This is a genomic window from Streptomyces sp. NPDC026538 (genome assembly GCF_055567535.1).
The window spans coordinates 61,350-79,173 of record NZ_JBVHQG010000007.1; the positions used below are offsets into that span (position 1 = coordinate 61,350).

General features: G+C 68.9%; 14 protein-coding genes and 2 pseudogenes. 10 read left to right on the forward strand and 6 right to left on the reverse strand.

Annotated elements, in window-relative coordinates:
* Nucleotides 1-242: 242 nt before the first annotated feature.
* The gene (locus ACZ4N4_RS26880) at nucleotides 243-665 is read right to left on the reverse strand and encodes a PPOX class F420-dependent oxidoreductase (protein WP_467593005.1); all 423 of its coding nucleotides are present in this window, start codon (nucleotides 663-665) and stop codon (nucleotides 243-245) included.
* Between the two features lie 125 nt (nucleotides 666-790).
* Here ACZ4N4_RS26880 and ACZ4N4_RS26885 point away from each other — a divergent pair, with 125 nt between their 5' ends.
* Nucleotides 791-1,456: a hypothetical protein gene (locus ACZ4N4_RS26885; protein ID WP_467593009.1), complete on the forward strand. Its 666-nt coding sequence runs from the start codon at nucleotides 791-793 to the stop codon at nucleotides 1,454-1,456.
* Nucleotides 1,457-1,747: 291 nt separating this feature from the next.
* Nucleotides 1,748-2,419, forward strand: coding sequence for a hypothetical protein (locus ACZ4N4_RS26890; protein WP_467593012.1), 672 nt, complete (start codon nucleotides 1,748-1,750; stop codon nucleotides 2,417-2,419).
* A 720-nt stretch (nucleotides 2,420-3,139) separates the two neighbouring features.
* On the opposite strand, the pseudogene ACZ4N4_RS26895 reads toward ACZ4N4_RS26890, so the two are convergent.
* The 3 genes and pseudogenes from ACZ4N4_RS26895 to ACZ4N4_RS26905 all read right to left on the reverse strand — a co-directional run.
* Nucleotides 3,140-3,342 (reverse strand): annotated as a pseudogene (locus tag ACZ4N4_RS26895) (SCO5918 family protein); the annotation flags it as partial.
* Nucleotides 3,343-3,394: 52 nt separating this feature from the next.
* Nucleotides 3,395-3,784 carry a CBS domain-containing protein gene (locus ACZ4N4_RS26900; protein WP_467594300.1) on the reverse strand — a complete coding sequence of 130 codons (390 nt, stop codon included), beginning with the start codon at nucleotides 3,782-3,784 and terminating at the stop codon, nucleotides 3,395-3,397.
* A 66-nt stretch (nucleotides 3,785-3,850) separates the two neighbouring features.
* On the reverse strand, nucleotides 3,851-5,602 hold the full coding sequence (locus tag ACZ4N4_RS26905) for a DEAD/DEAH box helicase (protein ID WP_467593015.1): 1,752 nt from the start codon (nucleotides 5,600-5,602) through the stop codon (nucleotides 3,851-3,853).
* Nucleotides 5,603-5,990: 388 nt separating this feature from the next.
* Here ACZ4N4_RS26905 and ACZ4N4_RS26910 point away from each other — a divergent pair, with 388 nt between their 5' ends.
* The 7 genes and pseudogenes from ACZ4N4_RS26910 to ACZ4N4_RS26940 all read left to right on the forward strand — a co-directional run bounded on the left by ACZ4N4_RS26910 (nucleotide 5,991) and on the right by ACZ4N4_RS26940 (nucleotide 13,457).
* Nucleotides 5,991-6,878, forward strand: a complete 888-nt coding sequence (locus ACZ4N4_RS26910; RefSeq protein WP_467593018.1) for an SCO6745 family protein — start codon at nucleotides 5,991-5,993, stop codon at nucleotides 6,876-6,878.
* 361 nt (nucleotides 6,879-7,239) lie between these two features.
* Entirely contained in the window at nucleotides 7,240-8,082 is an 843-nt protein-coding gene (locus tag ACZ4N4_RS26915) for an IS5 family transposase (RefSeq protein ID WP_467593021.1), read from the forward strand.
* A 74-nt stretch (nucleotides 8,083-8,156) separates the two neighbouring features.
* Nucleotides 8,157-9,683, forward strand: a complete 1,527-nt coding sequence (locus ACZ4N4_RS26920) for a hypothetical protein (RefSeq protein WP_467593024.1) — start codon at nucleotides 8,157-8,159, stop codon at nucleotides 9,681-9,683.
* Nucleotides 9,684-9,739: 56 nt separating this feature from the next.
* Nucleotides 9,740-9,868: pseudogene (locus tag ACZ4N4_RS26925) on the forward strand (IS5/IS1182 family transposase); the annotation flags it as partial.
* A 343-nt stretch (nucleotides 9,869-10,211) separates the two neighbouring features.
* Nucleotides 10,212-11,843: a serine/threonine-protein kinase gene (locus ACZ4N4_RS26930; RefSeq protein ID WP_467593027.1), complete on the forward strand. Its 1,632-nt coding sequence runs from the start codon at nucleotides 10,212-10,214 to the stop codon at nucleotides 11,841-11,843.
* Nucleotides 11,840-12,595 carry a hypothetical protein gene (locus ACZ4N4_RS26935; RefSeq protein WP_467593030.1) on the forward strand — a complete coding sequence of 252 codons (756 nt, stop codon included), beginning with the start codon at nucleotides 11,840-11,842 and terminating at the stop codon, nucleotides 12,593-12,595. Before ACZ4N4_RS26930 ends, ACZ4N4_RS26935 begins: the two co-directional genes overlap by 4 nt.
* Before the next feature lie 337 nt (nucleotides 12,596-12,932).
* A complete protein-coding gene (locus ACZ4N4_RS26940) occupies nucleotides 12,933-13,457 on the forward strand; it encodes a hypothetical protein (protein ID WP_467593033.1) in 525 nt (174 codons plus the stop codon).
* A 56-nt stretch (nucleotides 13,458-13,513) separates the two neighbouring features.
* Here the strand turns inward: ACZ4N4_RS26940 and ACZ4N4_RS26945 are convergent, their stop codons facing one another.
* Together ACZ4N4_RS26945 and ACZ4N4_RS26950 are read right to left on the reverse strand one after the other, a co-directional pair.
* Nucleotides 13,514-14,074 (reverse strand): transposase family protein, encoded by a 561-nt coding sequence (locus ACZ4N4_RS26945; RefSeq protein ID WP_467593039.1) that lies wholly within the window; start codon nucleotides 14,072-14,074, stop codon nucleotides 13,514-13,516.
* Nucleotides 14,075-14,454: 380 nt separating this feature from the next.
* On the reverse strand, nucleotides 14,455-14,793 hold the full coding sequence (locus tag ACZ4N4_RS26950; protein ID WP_467593043.1) for a CbrC family protein: 339 nt from the start codon (nucleotides 14,791-14,793) through the stop codon (nucleotides 14,455-14,457).
* Nucleotides 14,794-15,448: 655 nt separating this feature from the next.
* Here ACZ4N4_RS26950 and ACZ4N4_RS26955 point away from each other — a divergent pair.
* Nucleotides 15,449-17,821: a carboxypeptidase regulatory-like domain-containing protein gene (locus tag ACZ4N4_RS26955; protein ID WP_467593048.1), complete on the forward strand. Its 2,373-nt coding sequence runs from the start codon at nucleotides 15,449-15,451 to the stop codon at nucleotides 17,819-17,821.
* Nucleotides 17,822-17,824 lie beyond the last annotated feature (3 nt).

The following is a 17,824-nucleotide window of genomic DNA, read 5'->3' on the forward strand; positions in this document are numbered from 1 at the left end:
TGCCGCCGCCGCCCCGACACCGTCAGCGGCGGCTGGCTAAGTGCCCGCCCTCGGGTGCCCGTCACGAAGTCACCAAAACCGGCGCCTCTCTTACAACGGCTGGCACAATGAGGTGGATCGACTCTGGTTGCTGTGTCCGGGGCGGGAGTTGAACGTGCAGTCCGGTGTGGGGATGTCGCCGTGCATCGTGTGCGGTGAGACCGCCCGGAGCCGCCGCTATCGCAGCGCGAGCGACGCCCCAGTCACCCCGCCTGGTTGCTGTCCTTGTGGGCGCCCCAGCCGTGCCAGCGCTCGATCTCGATCCAGGCGCTGAACCTCGCCCGGTCCCGTTGCGGGTAGGGCTTACCGGTGTACTGCATGCTGAGCCGGTCGATGCCGGTGAGATCCTTGTCCTCTCGGATCTCGGCGACTCGGCCGATGATGCTGATGTGGTTGTACCAGTCGGCCTCGTCCAGCACCGTGAGGGTGACCCGCGGATCGTTGCGCAGGTGCCCCAGGCGCCGGCGGCCCTCGTCCATGTTGACCAGGATGCGGCCGTCGTCCTCCCACAGATACCAGGTGGCGGTGGAAACCGGCTGACCGTCCGATCGGAGCGTGGCGATGACCGCCGGGTTCGCCTTCTTCATCATGGCGACCGCTTCGGGGGTGAGCGGGGGCTTCGACATGGTGCTTCTCCTCGATCCGACGCGACAGCGGATGCCCGCCCGCTGATTCCTGTCCACACTCTCATGGGGACGCGCCCGCGAGCGCGCTCGCAGGGCCGCTGTGAAGATCGCGATTCTTGGCGACCATGCGGGTCCTGGAGCAGCACGCGCAGGACGCCCAGGACGCGTTGCACGCGGCGAAGCAGAAGCTGGCCGGTCTGCCGCCCAAACCACTGATCGACCTGCCATCGAAGGACGATGCTGAGGCGAACAAGCGGGAGAAGACCGAGAAGGACAGGTCTTCGGCGGAGCTGGCGGCCGCTACCGCGCAGTCCGATCTCGACCTGTACCGCGCTCGGGCCCGCAAACTGGCCAGCGACTACGACCTGGAAGGCCAATCGGTCGCCCGACGCCCCGACAAGGCGATGGACATCGCGCCGAACGAGCCAGGTCTGATGCACAAGCTGGGCGACGCCTTCAAGGCCTTGGGCAGCTACTTGACGCGCTCGCCGACGTCGTCGCCAAAGAGATCAGTGCGGCTGTGGCGGACGCGGTCAAGTGGCTCACGGAGCATGCGAACGCCATCGCCGCCCTTGGTGACGTGCTCGGGACCATCAGGGCCGCGCTGGGCGCAGCCTCGCTCATTGTCGCCCTCGTCTCTGCGGTGTCCGGGCCGTTTGCGCCTATTTTTCTCGCGTCTGCGGAGGGCATCGACGTCGCTCCGAGTGCCTCCCTCGGCGCAGTGGCACTGCACGGCGCCGCCCGAGCCGTCGGCGGAGAATCAGTGGTCTTCAACCGTACGTTGGCCGTAGACGCTCTCGGTGTACTGCCCTTCGGCGGCGGCTTCAAAGGCATATCCAAGGTGGCCGTCGACAGTCGCCTGGCAGTCCATGCTTCCAATTCGGCCTGGTCGATACGGTTGCGGCCTTCCTGGGCGATCCGACCGCACTCGGGTACTGGGCGCCTAACAATCAGCGACAGGTCGCTGAGGTCGCGGCATCCCCGGTTATCCCCGGAGCCCCTCTGCTCGTGGCGTTCGAGAACGCTTGGGAAGCTGGAACCGAGAAGGACAAGGCAGCCCGGCAGGGAAAGTGAGCCACACGATGAAAGATCCAGAGATCCTGGCCCACTTCGACGGGCGCGGCACTGCCGAGTTCAGTCTGAGCGGCCTGGAGGCAGGCCAGTCCGACATGATCACCGCGATCGGCTTCGAGTTCGGCTACGACCTCAAGCAAGCCGAGGCGGTGAGCAGGAGCACGATGCGCATGATCTTTGTGCGCGATGACTCCCCAACGGCTCGTCAACGCGCCTGGCAGACGCACGACCGGTTGCGCACGGGAGGTCCGCTCCTGGCGACGTGGACCGTCCCTGGTGCAGCACCACGGACGGTCGGCTCCGTCACGGCCGTCGACATGGCGTCGAAGCGGCGAGGTCTCGCCGCCTACGAGGCCAACGGCATCAGGGGATTCGTAGTCTTCATCGCCGCGCTCAGCCTCGGCTGCTTCACCCTCGCGTGGGTACTGCGCGACAGCCCGAACACACCCCTCGCCGTGATGGCGGCGGTGCTCGGCGTCGCCGTGGCCGCGGCCCTGACCCCTCGGTGGATGAAGCAGTGGTATGAGAAGAACCGGTGGCTGGTGGACCTCCACGACCAACAACGGTCCGGCCAGGTGAGCCCCGCGCCGTCTCCCGGGCCCACCGATCCGCATCCCGGTAGCGGCAGCGGCAGCGGCAGCGGCAGCGGCAGCGGCAGCGGCAGCGGCAGCGGCCGGTGATACGGGTCGACTTCTCGGTTCCCACCGAGTTCGAAGAGATGCCTCTGGACATGGACTTCGACACGGCCTGGGCCACCGTGAACGCCGGAAGCACCTCCGCCCCACTGGCGCCAGAAACTGAGCAACAGCCACGGGCGGAGATGGCCCGCACACTCCAGCAGATCTCGCGCTGCTCGCAGATGCCGGCGTCGTGTATACAACCAACTGGCTGCGGTCCGGCGAGGGCGAGACTTCCATCGGCTCGCTCGCCGTCGCTGTCGTGGACTTCCCCCACGGCGACGATCCCGCCACCGCAGTCATGGGGGCCCTGCGAGGGATCCTCGACCCGCGAAGAGGAGGCGGGGCCGCATCGGTGATCGACGCTCCGTGCGGCCAGGGCGCCGTCTTCACCCGCAGCCAGATCTACGTCCTTCCTGCAGTCTTCTCCCCGAGCGGTGAAGAACTCAAGGTCCGCACCGCCCAGTTCCACGCGATCATCCCCATCCCTCCCAAGGCCGGGGGGGGAGGCGGCCAGCGCGTGTGTCTGATGGCTTTCTCCACACCCCAGATCGCCCACTGGGAGAAGTGCTACGCCCCGATCATGGCCACGGTGCTGCGAAGCCTCCGCTGCACGGAAGAGGCCGAGAGCAACACCCGTGATGAACTTGAGCTCTGGCACGAAGGGAATGACGTCGGTGCCGCGCCCACTTGGGAGAGGTCGCGGCAGGTGAAGCCGAGCTGGGTCATGGCCCGCAGGACTTCTCCGGCGCTGAAGTCGCGGCGGTCCTGGCGGGTGACGACCTGCCCGACCTGCTTGACGGGTAGGTGCGACGACCGATGGTCACGGATGCCCCGACGATTTCCTCGGGCTTGACGCCTTTCATCGATTCCAGGACGCCGCTCTTGGTGAGGTCGAAGGGGAAGCGGGCGGTGACACAGCGCATGATGCCTCACAGGGAGAAGAACGAGGGGATGGTACTGCCGCGGTCGAGGCGGTCAGCGGGCCAGGGCGAGGACGCCCAGGGCGTTGCCGTGTTCGTCGACCACGGGCAGGGCATCGAGGCGGCGGCAGCGCATCGCGTGCTCGGCTTCGGCCATGGTGGTCACGGGGGAGGCGAAGGGCCCCGGGTCGATGAGGATGTCCCGCAGCTGGACCCGGTCCGTGTACGCGGAGCTGTCGCGGATCGCGGTGAGCTGGGCGTGGGTGAGAAGTCCGGTGCACACGCCGTCGTTGTCGCAGACGAGCAGGTGTGCGGTGCGGGCGCTTGCCATGACGGACAGGGCCACCTCGACGGTCATGTCGTCCAGAGACCTGTGGCCCGGCGGTCTCCATGCGTCGGCCACCGTCCTGGGTACGGGGGCGGCGCGCGTCGAGCGGTGCTGCATCTGAACCATCGTCGCAACGTGCCTCCTGCAGAGGTGGGCCAGTTTCCTGGACCTGGCACGAAGTCCTTACGCCGCCGCCTTGAACGACGACTGCCGTCCGGTCCTGCGCCGGGCGGCCGAGGCGGGGCTGCGTCGGCCGCGTGAGGACGACGTGCTGCGCTGACGTCGCTCGGTGACCGGCGCGGTGATCGTCACGGGGATGCCGGAGAGTGTCCGGGCGCCGGTGATCTGGCCGAGTGCCTCTTCGCCGGTGCGGATCTGGGTGGTCTGGGGCGTGATGTCGGCGGCGGTCATGAGGCGGCTCATGTCGCGGCGCTGGTGGGGGGTGACCAGGGTGACGACCTTGCCGGACTCGCCGGCGCGGGCGGTGCGGCCGCCGCGGTGCAGGTAGTCCTTGTGGTCGGTGGGCGGGTCGAGGTTGTCGACGTGGATGCCGCGGGCGGCGACGTTCGTGGCCACGAGCACGGTGACGTGCCCGGTCTTGAACTGGGTCAGGGTTCGGGTGCGCTGCGGCTGTGACTTGCCGCCGTGCAGGGCGGCGGCCCGCACCCCGCTGCTGAGCAGGTCCTGCGTCAAGCGGCCGACGGCGTGCTTGGTGTCCAGGAACATGATCACCCGGCCTTCGCGCGCCGCGATCTGCGTCGTCGTCCAGTGCTTGTCGGCGCCGTGGACGTGCAGCACGTGGTGCTCCATCGTGCTGACCGCACCCGCGGACGCGTCGACGGAGTGGACGACCGGGTCGGTGAGGTAGCGGCGGACCAGGCGGTCGACGTTGCGGTCGAGGGTGGCGGAGAACAGCATCCGCTGTCCCTCGGGGCGGACCTGGTCCAGGAGCGCGGTGACCTGGGGCATGAAACCCATGTCGGCCATCTGGTCCGCCTCGTCCAGGACGGTGATCGCGACCTGGTTCAGCCGGCAGTCCCCGCGGTCGATGAGGTCCTTGAGACGGCCCGGTGTCGCGACGACGACCTCGGCACCGCTGCGCAGCGCGTTGGCCTGCCTGCCGATCGACATTCCTCCGACGACCGTGGCGAGACGCAGCTGCACCGAGCGGGCGTAGGGGGTGAGCGCGTCGGTCACCTGCTGGGCCAGCTCACGCGTCGGCACGAGAACCAGGGCCAGCGGCTGGCGGGGCTCGGCGCGCTGTCCGGCGGTGCGGGCCAGCAAGGCCAAACCGAAAGCGAGGGTCTTGCCGGAGCCGGTGCGCCCGCGTCCCAGGGCATCGCGGCCCGCGAGAGTGTTGGGCAGGGTCGCGCCCTGGATCGGGAACGCTTCCGTGAGCTTGCACTCGTCGGCGGAGAAGCCGGACCGGCCGTCGGGTGCGCTGACGTCCGCGGTGGCGTGGCCGTTCGGGAGCAGGGTCACCGTCGTCACGGAGTTGCCGCTGTCACGGGTGGCGGCGTTGCCGATCTGGGCGCCGTCACGACCGCGGAAGGAGACTCCCGGGAAGCCGCTGAGCGTGCAGGGGATCGCGCCGGTGTTCTGGAAGACGAGCTGGAAGTAGATGGTGCCGGCGCCGCAATCGGGGTTCTCCGCCGCGTCCTTCAGGTTCGAGGCGGCGCACGCCCCCGGGCCGCCGTCGCTTCCGGATCCCTGGTCCTGGCCGGCGGAGCGGCCGTTCGACGTGGAGGACGACGATCCGTCGGCGGCGGCCCGTCCGCCCGTCGAGGAGGTGCCCGACGGGGCGTCGGCGCCGGCCGCCGCCGAAGAGCCGCCGGAGGAGGCACCGTCGGTCCCCGGGCCGCACGCGGTCAGCGCCATGCCGGTCAGGGCAAGGGCGAGAACAGGCAGGGCGCGGCGGGCGGTCGTGGCCTTCATGGGGGAATCCGTTTGTGGTCACTCAGGGCCCTGACCACTCCGTCACCCCTCTCGGCAGGAGCGCATACTCCTATCCGCCGCTGTCACCGCAGCCCGGGCCGAACAGTGTGCTGGTCCCCGAGATTGCGGCTATCTTCGTGGTCTGCACGCCTCCATCACGCTGCCGAGGCCCGCGCATCATGCAGGTCCCCAGCCGGGCCCGCATCAACACGGTCGTGTGTCGCGGCTGGATGTGTACGGTGGTCTGGAGAACTGGTTACAGGGCGGTAGTCGTCGGAGCCGCCCTTCGATAACATACCGACTAGACGGTACGTTCAAATGTGTCCACGCACCGTCGTGTGCTCGATGAACTGCAACATTTCATCCGCCTCAGGACGGCGAACCACTCATGACGCAGAACACGGACCGCGACAGTCTGGCCCTCGCTCGCCAGACCTGGAGAACTCTCGAGCCCTACCACGGGGCCGTCTACTTCTCACCCGAAGCCGCAAGTCGGTACGCCGAGTTGGGTGTGGACCCCAGGACGGGGTATTTCGCCTCCCGCTCCGCCGCGCTCGGCGCCGCTCCGGCAAATCTGGTGATCGCCACATTCTACAACTTCAATCCCGAAGTGGTGCGCCAAGCAATTTCGGCGGCTCGAAAGGCCGCCACACCACAGCAGTTCGCCGCCGCCCGACTCGCTGGGATCGATGCCACGCTCCGCCGTGTACTCGGCGCGGACGTCTCCTCACCAGAGCTCGCCCGTGCAGCCGAATTGGCCCGCATCGCCGCTGAAGTGACTGTGCGTCACCCACAGGGGCGTCCCCTCTTCGCCGCGCACGCCGCACTGCCGTGGCCGAGTGCACCCCACCTCGTGCTCTGGCACGCGCAGACCCTGCTGCGGGAGTTCCGTGGCGACGGTCACGTGGCGGCACTTCTGACTGCCGGACTGAGCGGGCTCGAGGCGCTCGTCATGCATGCCGCCACCGGCGACATCGACGCAGCGGTGCTGCGCGACTCGCGGGCATGGTCGCCGGAGCAGTGGGGGCAGGCCGTGCAGACCCTGCGTGAGCGTGGGTGGCTCGACGACGACCCCCACCTGGCCCTGACCGAGGAGGGTACGCGGTGCAGGGCCGAGATCGAGCACACCACCGACAGGCTGGCCGCCCTCCCCTACACCGCGCTCGGCCCTGCCGCCTGCGCCGAACTTCGCTCACTGGTAAGGCCGTTCAGTCTTGCACTGGCCAAGGAGCTCCTGCCGTGGGCAGTCGACCGACTCAGCGAAGAGAGCGCATGAACGAACACCCCGAGGTCGGGAACACTCCCCGGCGGATCCATCTCGCCCCCGTTGCCTCTTCCACGGCACCGCAATGGAGCCTGCGACCTTCGGGCCAGGCAGGCTTCACCCGGGCCGGAAGAGGTCTCTGTAACGTGGATGTGGCAGCTCGTGCCCTGCCAGGGCCGGACGAAGCGTGACGGAGAGGCCTGCACGTCATCGACACCGGCGGCATCGACGTCTTCCTCGGCCTGGACGTCGGCAACGGCGAACACCGTCTAAGAGGTCGCGCGGATAGGCGTGGTTGGGGCCCGGCAGCAGAACAGGCACAAGGTCCCGGTGATCATGGAGTTGCGACGCTCTGTGATCACGAGGGAGACCTGTGCCCGCGCTGCCATCATGGCTCACCGAACCCCTCTGGGACCAATTCACAGCTCTGCTTCCCGAACGGCCGGAGTTCCGCCCGGACCATCCACTCGGCTGCCACCGCCGCCGCATCAGTGACCGGGTCATCTTTGACAAGCTCCTGAAACTGCTGCGCTTCGGCTGTTCTTACGAGGCGATCGCCGACACGACCTGCTCGGCCACCACGATCCGCAGCCGTCGCGACGAGTGGATACGACTCGGCGTGTTCGCCCAGCTCAAGCAGATCGCGCTGGACTCCTACGACCGGATCGTCGGCCTCGTCCTCGACCAGATCGCCGTCGACGACTCCATCACGAAGGCCCCCGGAGGCGGCGAGGTCGCCGGTCGCTCACCGGTCGACCGCGGCAAACAGGGCCTCAAACGCTCGGGCATGACGGACGGATACGGCATTCCCCTGGGGCGTGTCCTGGCCGGCGCCAACCGCCACGATTCCCCGTTGCTCGCGCCGACCCTGGACCGTCTGGACGACCTGGGGCCGTTGCCCGGCAACATCACCGTGCACCTGGACGCCGGCTACGACTCGGACAAAACCCGCGCGCTGCTCAGCGAACGCGGCCTGCACGGACGCATCGCGCACAAAGGCGAGAAGGCTCTCATGCAGGCCAGTCGACGTTGGCATGTCGAGCGCACCCACGCCTGGCAGAACGCCTTCTACCGGCTCGCCCGCTGCTACGAGCGGCGCACCACCGTCATCGACGCCTTCTTCGACCTCGCCGACACGATCATCACCGTGCGCAGTCTGATCCGGCAAGCTTGGACGACTCACCGCTGGGGCGAACGCTCGAACCGCCGACCATGACCGCACCCCGATCCGCACGGCCTATTACAGAGGCCGCGAGTCCTTTGTCCGTGGACGGTGTTACGTTCTGTGACATGACGGATCACGCGCTACGGCTGCTGCGGCAGGACCGCCGTTTGGCCGAACTGGCCGCCTTCCCCTTCGGCTTCGACCTGGACCGCGCCGTCCACGGCCATGTCGAGGAGGTCCGCCTCGCCTCGGGTGAGCCGCTAGAGACGGTAGCCGGGGATGATACCGGCGGTACGTACTTCGTGTGCGCGGAAGGCTCGGTGCTCTACGCCGACTCGGAGGGCGCCGCGGGGATCATCGGCTCCAGTGTTGACGAGGCCCTGGAGCTCGTGATCGGCCTGCCCGGCTGGCGCGGCTACACAGGTCTGTCGCCAGACGACGGCGACGAGAAGATCCTGGCGTGCGTCGCGGAGACCGAGGACGAGATCCGTGAGTGCTACGGAATCGACGAGGAGCGGGCCGAGCTCCTTGCTGCGCTGGGCTTCCCGAAACGCTCCCCGGTCGAGCTGGTGGGCAGGTTGCGCGTCGCGCTGCTGCGGACCGAGCCGGACTTCGTACTGCTCAACGCGGATGAGGGGTGCGCGTACGACCGGATAGGCCCGGCCGGTCCCCCGCTGTGGGAGCCAGTGCTCGCGGCGGGTCGTGCCGATCTTGCCTGCCTGCGGGAGGGCGACCACGCGGCATGGCGTGAAGTCGCTGAGGACCCGGTCCGGCGCCGGATCACCCTGCGGGCCGCGCAGTTCGACCGCGCCGAGGGGGATCTGGAGCTGCTGCGGCATCTGCTGCGGCACGAGACACGGTCATCGATGACGGACGAACTGCGACTCGCGGCCGTGCTGGTGGGGTTGCGCGGGGACACCGGAGATCTACCGCTGCTGCTTGAGGTCCGGGAGACGGACTTCGACACGGCGTGCGGTCTGGGCGGTATGCCGGAACCGGGTGCAAGCGCGGACGAGTTGCAACAGTGGGCGCGGGCGCTCGACGAGTCGATGTTCGGGAGGGACCCGTCGGACGAGCCGGTCTCCACGTGGACCGACCTGGCGCGGGACCAGGGGATGGCGGACCTCGCGCGGGTGGCGCTGATCCGCGAACTCGACAACATCTTCATGGACCAGAGCAGACTCCGCCGCCCCGAGGCGCCCCGCACCCTGGCCGCGGCTCCGCTGAGAGGTCTCGCCCGGGACTTTGAGGAACTCGGCGACCTTCGCCAGGCGTTGCGCGCCCAGCGCCTGTACGCCGCCCTTCAAGAGACGGCATGGGACCGGGCCTCGGCCCGGCACACCCTCGCCCGCCTGGAGCGGGAGGCGGGCCAGCTGCCGCAGGCGGTGGACAGCCTGGCCGCCGTGCGCGACGCCCTGGCCACCCCAGGCGACGACTCACTGCGCCACTGGCAGCAGGTCAACCTCGGCCGCTTCATCGCCGAGGAGCACTACCGGCTCACCCTCGCCCTGGCCGACGCGGGTCGCCCCGAGGAGACCCGTGCCCTCCTCACCGCCGCCGACGCCATACTCGGCGAGCTCTCGGAGAACGCCGCGAACGGCATCCACGAGCTCGCCGAGCGGACCGCTGCAAGAGTGCGGGAGGTCAACTGAGGACGAGCACGGCGGGCAGCCGTCCGCCAGGAAGCAGTGGCTGCCGAAGCAGCCTCCTCGCCCGCTGCTACGAGCGGCGCGCCACTGCCATCGTGGCATCCTTTGACCTCACCGACACCATTATCACCGTGCGTAGTCTGACCCGGCGGGGATGGACAACTCACCAGTGGGAGAACGCCCGAACCACCGACCATGACCGCATCCCTATCCGCGCGGCCTCTAAGTCGAGCGGCGTGAAGTGGGTGCGGAGCATGCAGGCCTCTTTCGTGATGGTGGGGGGGTGGCCGAGGCGATGCGCGGCAAGGGTCAGCGAAGCGGTACGGGGCATCCACGGGGACGAGTGGTAAGCGCCCTTGGTTGACTGCGCTGTCGCCACCGGCAGACCCAACCGCACACGCCGACGACGGGGGGACCCGTACGGTCCTGTTCCGGAACCGCCGCGGCTGAAAATGTGTCTCTCAAAGCACGCATGGTCCAGCCGCTTCGGGAGTTGGTCAGGTACGGCGGCATGCCGTCTGGGGGGATGACGTGAGCACATGGGTGGTGCCCGGATACACCGACTCTCTCGAACTCGGGTCGGGTGCGAGCGGTCGTGTCGTGCTGGCCGTGCACGCGGACACCGGCGTACGGGTCGCGGTGAAGTACCTCAGCGAGTCCCTGCGCACGCGGCCTGGTTTCGTGCACGATTTCCGGGCGGAGGCGCGCCTGCTCGGCGGACTGCAGAGCCTGTACGTGGCTGGCCTGTACGAGTACGTGGAGAGCCCGCAGGGCGCCGCCATCGTCATGGAACTGGTGGACGGTGTCTCGTTGCGGACGCTGCTGACCCGTCAGGGGCCACTCGATCCCGAGGCCGCGCTCGTCCTTCTCAAGGGATCACTGCTCGGTCTCGCCGACGCACACCGCATCGGCGTCGTCCACCGCGACTACAAGCCGGAGAACGTCCTGGTCGAGACGGACGGATCGTCCAAGCTCGTCGACTTCGGTATCGCGGTGGACGCCGGCACCAGCGCGGGTGTGGCCGGAACCCCGTCCTACATGGCCCCCGAGCAGTGGACCGGCTCCCCCGCCTCCTGCGCCGCGGACGTGTACGCGGCCACGGCCACCTTCTTCGAGTGCCTGACGGGGCACAAGCCGTACTCGGGCGACAACATCGCCGAACTGGCCCTGCAGCACGTCGACGCCCCGGTCCCTGTGGAGGAGCTACCCGCAGCGGTGCGCGAGCTGGTCCGCCGCGGTCTGGCCAAGGAACCGGACCAGCGGCCGGCACAGGCCGAGGCGTTCGTGACGGAACTGGAGGCGATCGCCGGCGCCGTCTACGGCGCCGATTGGGAGGAACGCGGCCGCGCCCGGCTGGCCGCCCTGGTGGCCCTTCTGGCGCTGCTGCTGCCGTCCACCCGCTCCCCCAGATCAACAACGGACACCGCACGTACGGTCCTGAGCCATGCACCACGCCACGACTGGGCCCCGTCATGGCGACCTGGCCGACCCGGCATGCTCGTCTCAGCTGCCGCCGTGCTCCTGGGCCTCCTGCTCACCTACGGAATGCATCACGCTTCGGCAGGCGCCGCCGAGCCGACCGTCGATGCCCTGGCCACCACCACGGCCCGGGCCGGCACCGAAGCGGCGCCGCCCACCGCCCCGCCCACGGCGCCCACCCCCTCAGGCGACCTGTCGCCGACACCCGGTGTCTCCTCCTCGGGCCCGTCGACCACACCGACCGGTCAACCTTCCGCCTCCGCCACCGACTCACCCACGCAGTCGACGACGCCCAGCGAGGCAACCACGTCCACGCCGGCGACACCGACGACCGCCTATTCCACCCCGCCTGTCGCTGCCGCCGTCAAGAACGTCGCGGTATCGGCCTTCCGGCAGACGGGCCCCACGACCTCCAGCGCGACCATCACCATCACCACGGACGGCAGCGGGCCGATCTCCGTCACCGTCTCGTGGTTCACGGACAAGGCGAGCGGAGGGGCCGGTTCCCCCGACGGTGCGTCCCAGACTTTCGAGCGCAGCGGAGCCACCCAGTACACGATCACCGTCGACCACACCTTCCAGAACGACGGCTGCTACTGGACGGTCCAGGCCACGACCACTCCGGCGCCGGTTTCCGGCGGCGCCTCGCAGCAGATCCTGACCAGGCAGTGTGAGATCCGATGACTGCTCAGAGCGACAACACGCCGACGCCGACGGTGAAGGGTGCGGAGCCCACGCAGGCGCTCGCACCCGCCGACGCGCACAGCACCACACTCCGTCTCGTGCCCACCGAAGGCCACGTCCCCGACGACCGGCCCTCCAGCCCCGACAGCGAGTACAGCGCCACCGTGCTGGCCAGCCACTGGATCCTGCGACCCGAAACGGACGACACCCTCGTCGAACCGGTTCCGGCGAGCGCTTCCGCGACCCGGCCTGACCGCGTCGAGGGCAGCGTGCTGCGTTTCGGGCCCGGTGTGACGGCCGCCGTCGCGCACCGCACCGTCCGGACACTTCCCGCCACGTCGTCGGCTCCCGCGTCCTCCGGTCGGAGGCTGCGCAAGAACGCTCTGCCGACGCTGCTGGTGGCAGCCGTCCTGGTGTTCCTGGCCTGGCAGCGCTTCGGGCAGTCCGTGGCGGTCACCCAGGTTGCCGTCACGGCGAGGCCGACGGTTCTGGGATGCGACGGCACCGCGGAGATCGTCGGTCTGATCACCACCAACGGCCGTCGCGGCACCCTCTCCTACCGATGGGTCCGAAGCGACGGCACCGCCTCCGACGTCCTGCACGAGGTGATGGTCCGGGGGGAGCGACACGCGCGCCTGCACCTCCGATGGACCTACCAGGGACCGGGCCACCGTGCGGCACGGGCGGAACTGCGCATCCTGTCTCCCGGTCACCGGGCGACCGCCGCCCACTTCTCGTACGACTGTCCCTGACGGCCGACCCGGATCGTCGGCCGACTCCGCCCTTCCGAGGCAGGCAACTCACGGCCAAGATCCGGACCGTATCCGGGCCGGCCCACGCCATCCACCCGTCGCATCACGCATACGCCCAGGTCAGAACCGCACGCACGATGTACCACCATCAGCCCAAGAACCTGCTGGCGGGGGATACCCACGCCGTTCCCCAGAATCGGTTCTGGCACAGATCTTGGGGAGCGGTCGCGGAGTGTCACCGGGGCAACAGCATGAGCTGGGTCGGACCACAGGCGGTTTGCCGGGACAGTCCAAATTGCAAGACGCTCTCGCAAGCCGTGCTGGCATCGTATGAACCATGGCAGCGATAGACGAGACATCCGAACCTGACAGCCCTGTCCACAGCACCTATCCGCCCCTGGTGGTGGCAGCGTGGCTGTATCAGGCGGATCAGGTGTGTCCGGAAGACCTGCCCATGACAGCTGCCCAGGCACTCGCAGCGGGAATGGACACGCCGACCCTGTGTGAGCTCGCCGGCCTGCCGCGTCACGCGGACCCCCGGGACATCCGCGACACGTTCGAGCAGGCTCTCGAAGAATTGGGGATCGATCTGCCAGATCACCACCTGGCCCGACGCTACGCGCTGCGCAGGCTGGCCAAGCGATTCACCGCCGGGGAGGTGGATCTCGGCGGGTTGGCATCGGACGAGTGGTCGGAGATGGAGGTCGAGACCGCTGAGGAGCAAGCATTCCTGGCGCTACTCCCGCCATGCGCGTGCTGCATCGAGTACACGCTGGGGCTCGACGAGGCGGCATGGGAAGCGCAACTGCAGATCACGGCCGGTACCTTGGTCTCGCATCCCACTGTCGGGCCGCGCCTCTGACGAGTGAGGTCCGAAGGCGTTTCTGGCGCAACATCGGGGTCGGGATCGCGGAGGGTTCACTGAAGCAGGATCCTCTTGCGGAGGAGTTCGAATCCTGCTCGGCCGTAGAGCTCGTCCACGCCCAGCACACGTGGAGTTCTGAACTTCGGACCGGGCAATGCCATGACCCTGCGTAACAAGGTCATCCGGCCGACGCCGAAGCTCAGCTGGGCCGCCAGCCGGGCGCCGGCCCGCCCGGCCAGCGCGAGCCCCACTCGCTCCAGGGCTTGGTTGAGCCGCGTGGGGAACCGCGCGTGCGGGACAGTCAGCTGCGAGAATGGCTCAGCGAACGTCCGCCACGGGCAGTCCGCCGCTCCGCAGGTGAAGCGCCGGACCGTCAGCCGGATCACAAAGCCCTGCTCAGGTGGCGGAAGGTCCTTCAGCCTGCGCTGGTAGCGGTCGTGGACTCGGTCCGAGAAACGGCCGCAGTCGGGACATGAAGAGCCGACCGCGCGGCCTCTCGCCGCCACCTCGACCGTACCGAAGGCGGCTGTGGCTGCCTCGACTTCTATATCGTCGATTCCGTCGAACACCAGCGAGTCCCAGAACGGTGCATCGGTCTGCGTGACCAGCACCATCACCGGCGACAACCGGCTGCAGCAGCGGGTGGCTAGGAGTTGATGGAGCGTCAATTCTGCTCGATGGACGACAAGGCGTACGCGGTCTCACGCGAACCCAACTCTTCGCAATCGAACGACGGGGTAACACTTTGCGACGACTCCCCAAGATCTGTGCCAGAACCCGGAATTGACGACCATTTGCTGGCGCAACCGCTGTTCATCCAGGGCACGTTGGTACGCGCTGTGTCTACGCCTCGTCTTTTTCCGACTGTCCGGGCACCGACCCGGGCGAGGAGTGGAGACCGCCTCGACCACAAGGACGTCGGTGAAGTCGAGAAGGGAACGAAGCGGGCGAACGACCGACGATGACCGTGATCACGGCGCGGAATAAGCTGCTGTCAGCCGATGTCCCAGGATGCCAGGCTTGTGTTGCAGTGCAAGCAGCGGAACCGATAGGCGGTCGGCTCGCCGGCCCGGTCCAGTCCCGGCAAGAACTGTTCGGTTTCTGCCGGCGCCCAGCCGTAACGCTGATGATCTTCACGGAGCATCGCGAGGGCCTCTGGGTGAGCCTCAAGCTCGCGATACCCGGCAGGGCCGAGAAAGGCCGCGCCATCGCCGCCAGGCCTCCTGCTGCCAACCCGCGGGGCCGGCAGGCGCGGGTGCGCGGAGCGGGCGTCGAGGGCGACGTCCTCCACCTCGCCACGCCCGGCATCGCGCGACTGCACGACGTCGCCCACACCAGAAACTTTCGTACGGCAGCCGAGCCTGCCCGTAGCACTGGAAGATCATTTAGGGGACTCTTCAGGCACGGCCATCATGGCCGAGTCACCTCATTGTTCGGCTATTTCGAGAGGAAAAGGGTGCGGAGCATGCAGTAATCAGCGGAGGTCTCGGGCGGCCCCGTCCATTGTGACTGGGAACTCTGCTGCCCGGCGCGGGACTTGCCATGCCACTTCGTGATTCTGCACAAGTGAGAACCCTCGGCGGAAGTCGGCAGTCTCCGGGAAATGAACGTGTAACGAAGGGCCTATTGACATCCCGTCATGCCTGACCGGCTAATTGTCCGGGACGTCTTCCTGTGCGCAGGTCTCCCCTGTTCCCGGCCCGATTCCGAGGGCCCGTCACGATGGGTACGAAGTGAAGCAATCCGCGTTCCGAAGAGAGCGAATATCCGTGGCCCCGCGGCTCCGTTCGGGTGTGACCGCCCTGGGGCTCGCCGCCCTTGCTCTGCTCTGCATCGAGGCGCCCGCGCATGCCATGCCGGCCACGCCCTCAGATGCCGCTGCCCCTCCGGCCCGCCTCGACACCTCTCGGGACAACGAAGCCGGCGTGGCCACCGGCCTGACTCCCGTGTGCGGCACGCCTGCGAAGGGACACGCGTCGTGCTTCGCCATGCGCTCCACGAGTGAGTCCCCGTTGCTCCGGCTGGCCGCGGCTCAGACGCCGCCGGGGCTCGGACCGCAGGACCTGCAGAGCGCCTACAGCCTCCCGGCCGACGGCGGCGCGGGGCAGACCATCGCCATCGTGGACGCCTACGACAACCCCGACGCCGAAGCGGACCTGGCGGTCTACCGCGCCCAGTACGGGCTGCCGCCGTGCACCACGGCCAACGGCTGCTTCAGCAAGGTGGACCAGCGCGGCGGCACCGACTACCCGCTGTCCAACGACGGCTGGGCCGGTGAGATCGCCCTCGACCTCGACATGGTCTCCGCGGTCGCCCCGCAGGCGCGCATCCTGCTCGTGGAGACCGACAACGACGGACTCGACCGGCTCGCGGCCGGGGTCGACAAGGCGGTCGAGCTGGGCGCGAAGTACGTGTCCAACTCCTACGGCCGCTCCGGCGACTACGCCTCTGACGTCCCGACGTACGGCGCCTCCTACGACCATCCCGGCGTCGCGGTCGTCGCGGCGAGCGGGGACAACGGCTACGGCGTCGCCTTCCCGGCCACCCTTCCCACGGTGACGGCGGTCGGCGGCACCAATCTGGTCGCCGACCCGGACACTGCCCGCGGGTGGGACGAGACCGTGTGGAAGCGCGGCCCCTACGGGCCCGGCTCGGGCTGCGCGTCGTACCAGTCCAAGCCATCCTTCCAGCAGGACACCGGTTGCCAGGGACGCAGTGTCGCGGACGTCTCCGCGGTGGCTGACAACGTTGCCGTCTATTCGACGTTCGGCAGCCACGGCACCGGCTGGCAGACCTACGGCGGCACCAGCGCGGCCACCCCGGTGATCGCCGGCGTCTACGCGCTGGCCGGCTCACCGCGCCCGGGCACCTACCCCAACGCGTATCCGTACACGGCCGGCGGCACCGGACTGAACGACATCACCTCCGGATCCAACGGCACCTGCGCCTCCGCCTACCTGTGCACCGCGGGCACCGGCTACGACGGCCCCACCGGCCTGGGCACCCCGGCCGGACTGGCGGCCTTCCGCAGCGGCCCGAGCGGGACCCTGACCGGCAAAGTGACGGACACCAGGACCGGCAAACCCGTCGCCGACGCCACCGTGGCCTCCGGCCTCGACGTGGCCACCACGACCGCCGACGGCACGTACACCCTGAACCTGCCCGCAGGCGAGGTCGACGGGCTCACCGTCACGGCCTTCGGCTACGCGTCCACGGCACCGGTCTCCCTGGAGATCGCGGACGGCGAGACCGTGACACGCGACTTCGGCCTCAAGGCCCTGCCCCGCACCCATGTGCGCGGCACGGTCCGGGACGGCTCGGGACACGGCTGGCCGCTGTACGCCCGGATCGCCGTCGAGGGTTCGCCGGAGCCGCCGGTGTGGACCGACCCGGTCACCGGCCGGTACGACATCTCCCTTCCTGAGCAAGCCGGTTACACCCTGGACGTCACCGCGGCCCTGCCCGGTTACGAGGCGGTCTCCCGCGAGGTGACGGTGGGCAGGAAGGCCGTGACCGCCGACAGCGCCCTGGCCGCCGACCCGGATGCGGCCACCGCCGTCGGATACGCCCTCCACACCACCGAGCACTCCGAGGGATTCGACACACCGACCGCGGCACCACAGGGCTGGACGGTGGCGAGCCCGGCAGACAGCGACAACGGCTGGCAGTTCGACGACCCCACCCAGCGCGGCAACGCCACCGGCGGCAGCGGCTCCTTCGCGACCATCGAGAGCGACAACGCGCCCTTCGGACCGCATCAGGACACTTCACTGGTCAGCCCCGCCTACGACCTGTCCACGGCGCAGTCGGCCAGTCTCACCTTCAAGACGCACTACATCACCAACCTCAGCCAGCAGCGCATGACCGTGGACGCCAGCACCGACGACGGCGCCACCTGGCAGAACGTGTGGGGCGGTCCCAAGGAGAACGGCGAGGCCGACCACCTCACGTTGAGCGTCCCGCTGCGGCAGTACGCCGGGCAGTCGTCGGTGCGGCTGCGCTTCCACTTCGTCGCGAACTGGGCCTACTTCTGGGAAGTCGACGACGTGAGCGTGCAGAGCCGGACGCTGGAGCCGGTGCCGGGCGGGCTGACGGTGGGAACCGTTCAGGACGCCCGCACCGGCACGGCGATCATCGGCGCGAAGGTCGCCGACACCTCGGCGCCGGACACCGCCGTACTCACCGTGGCCACGCCGGAGGACCCGGCCGTGGGCGACGGTCTCTACACCCTGTTCTCGCGCGCCCCCGGCGTACACACCCTCCAGGCCAGCGCGGACGGCCACCGGCTCCTCACCCGCCGGACCGTGGTGCACCGGGACCGGGTCACCCACAGGGACTTCGCGTTGAAGCCCACCACGTAGGCC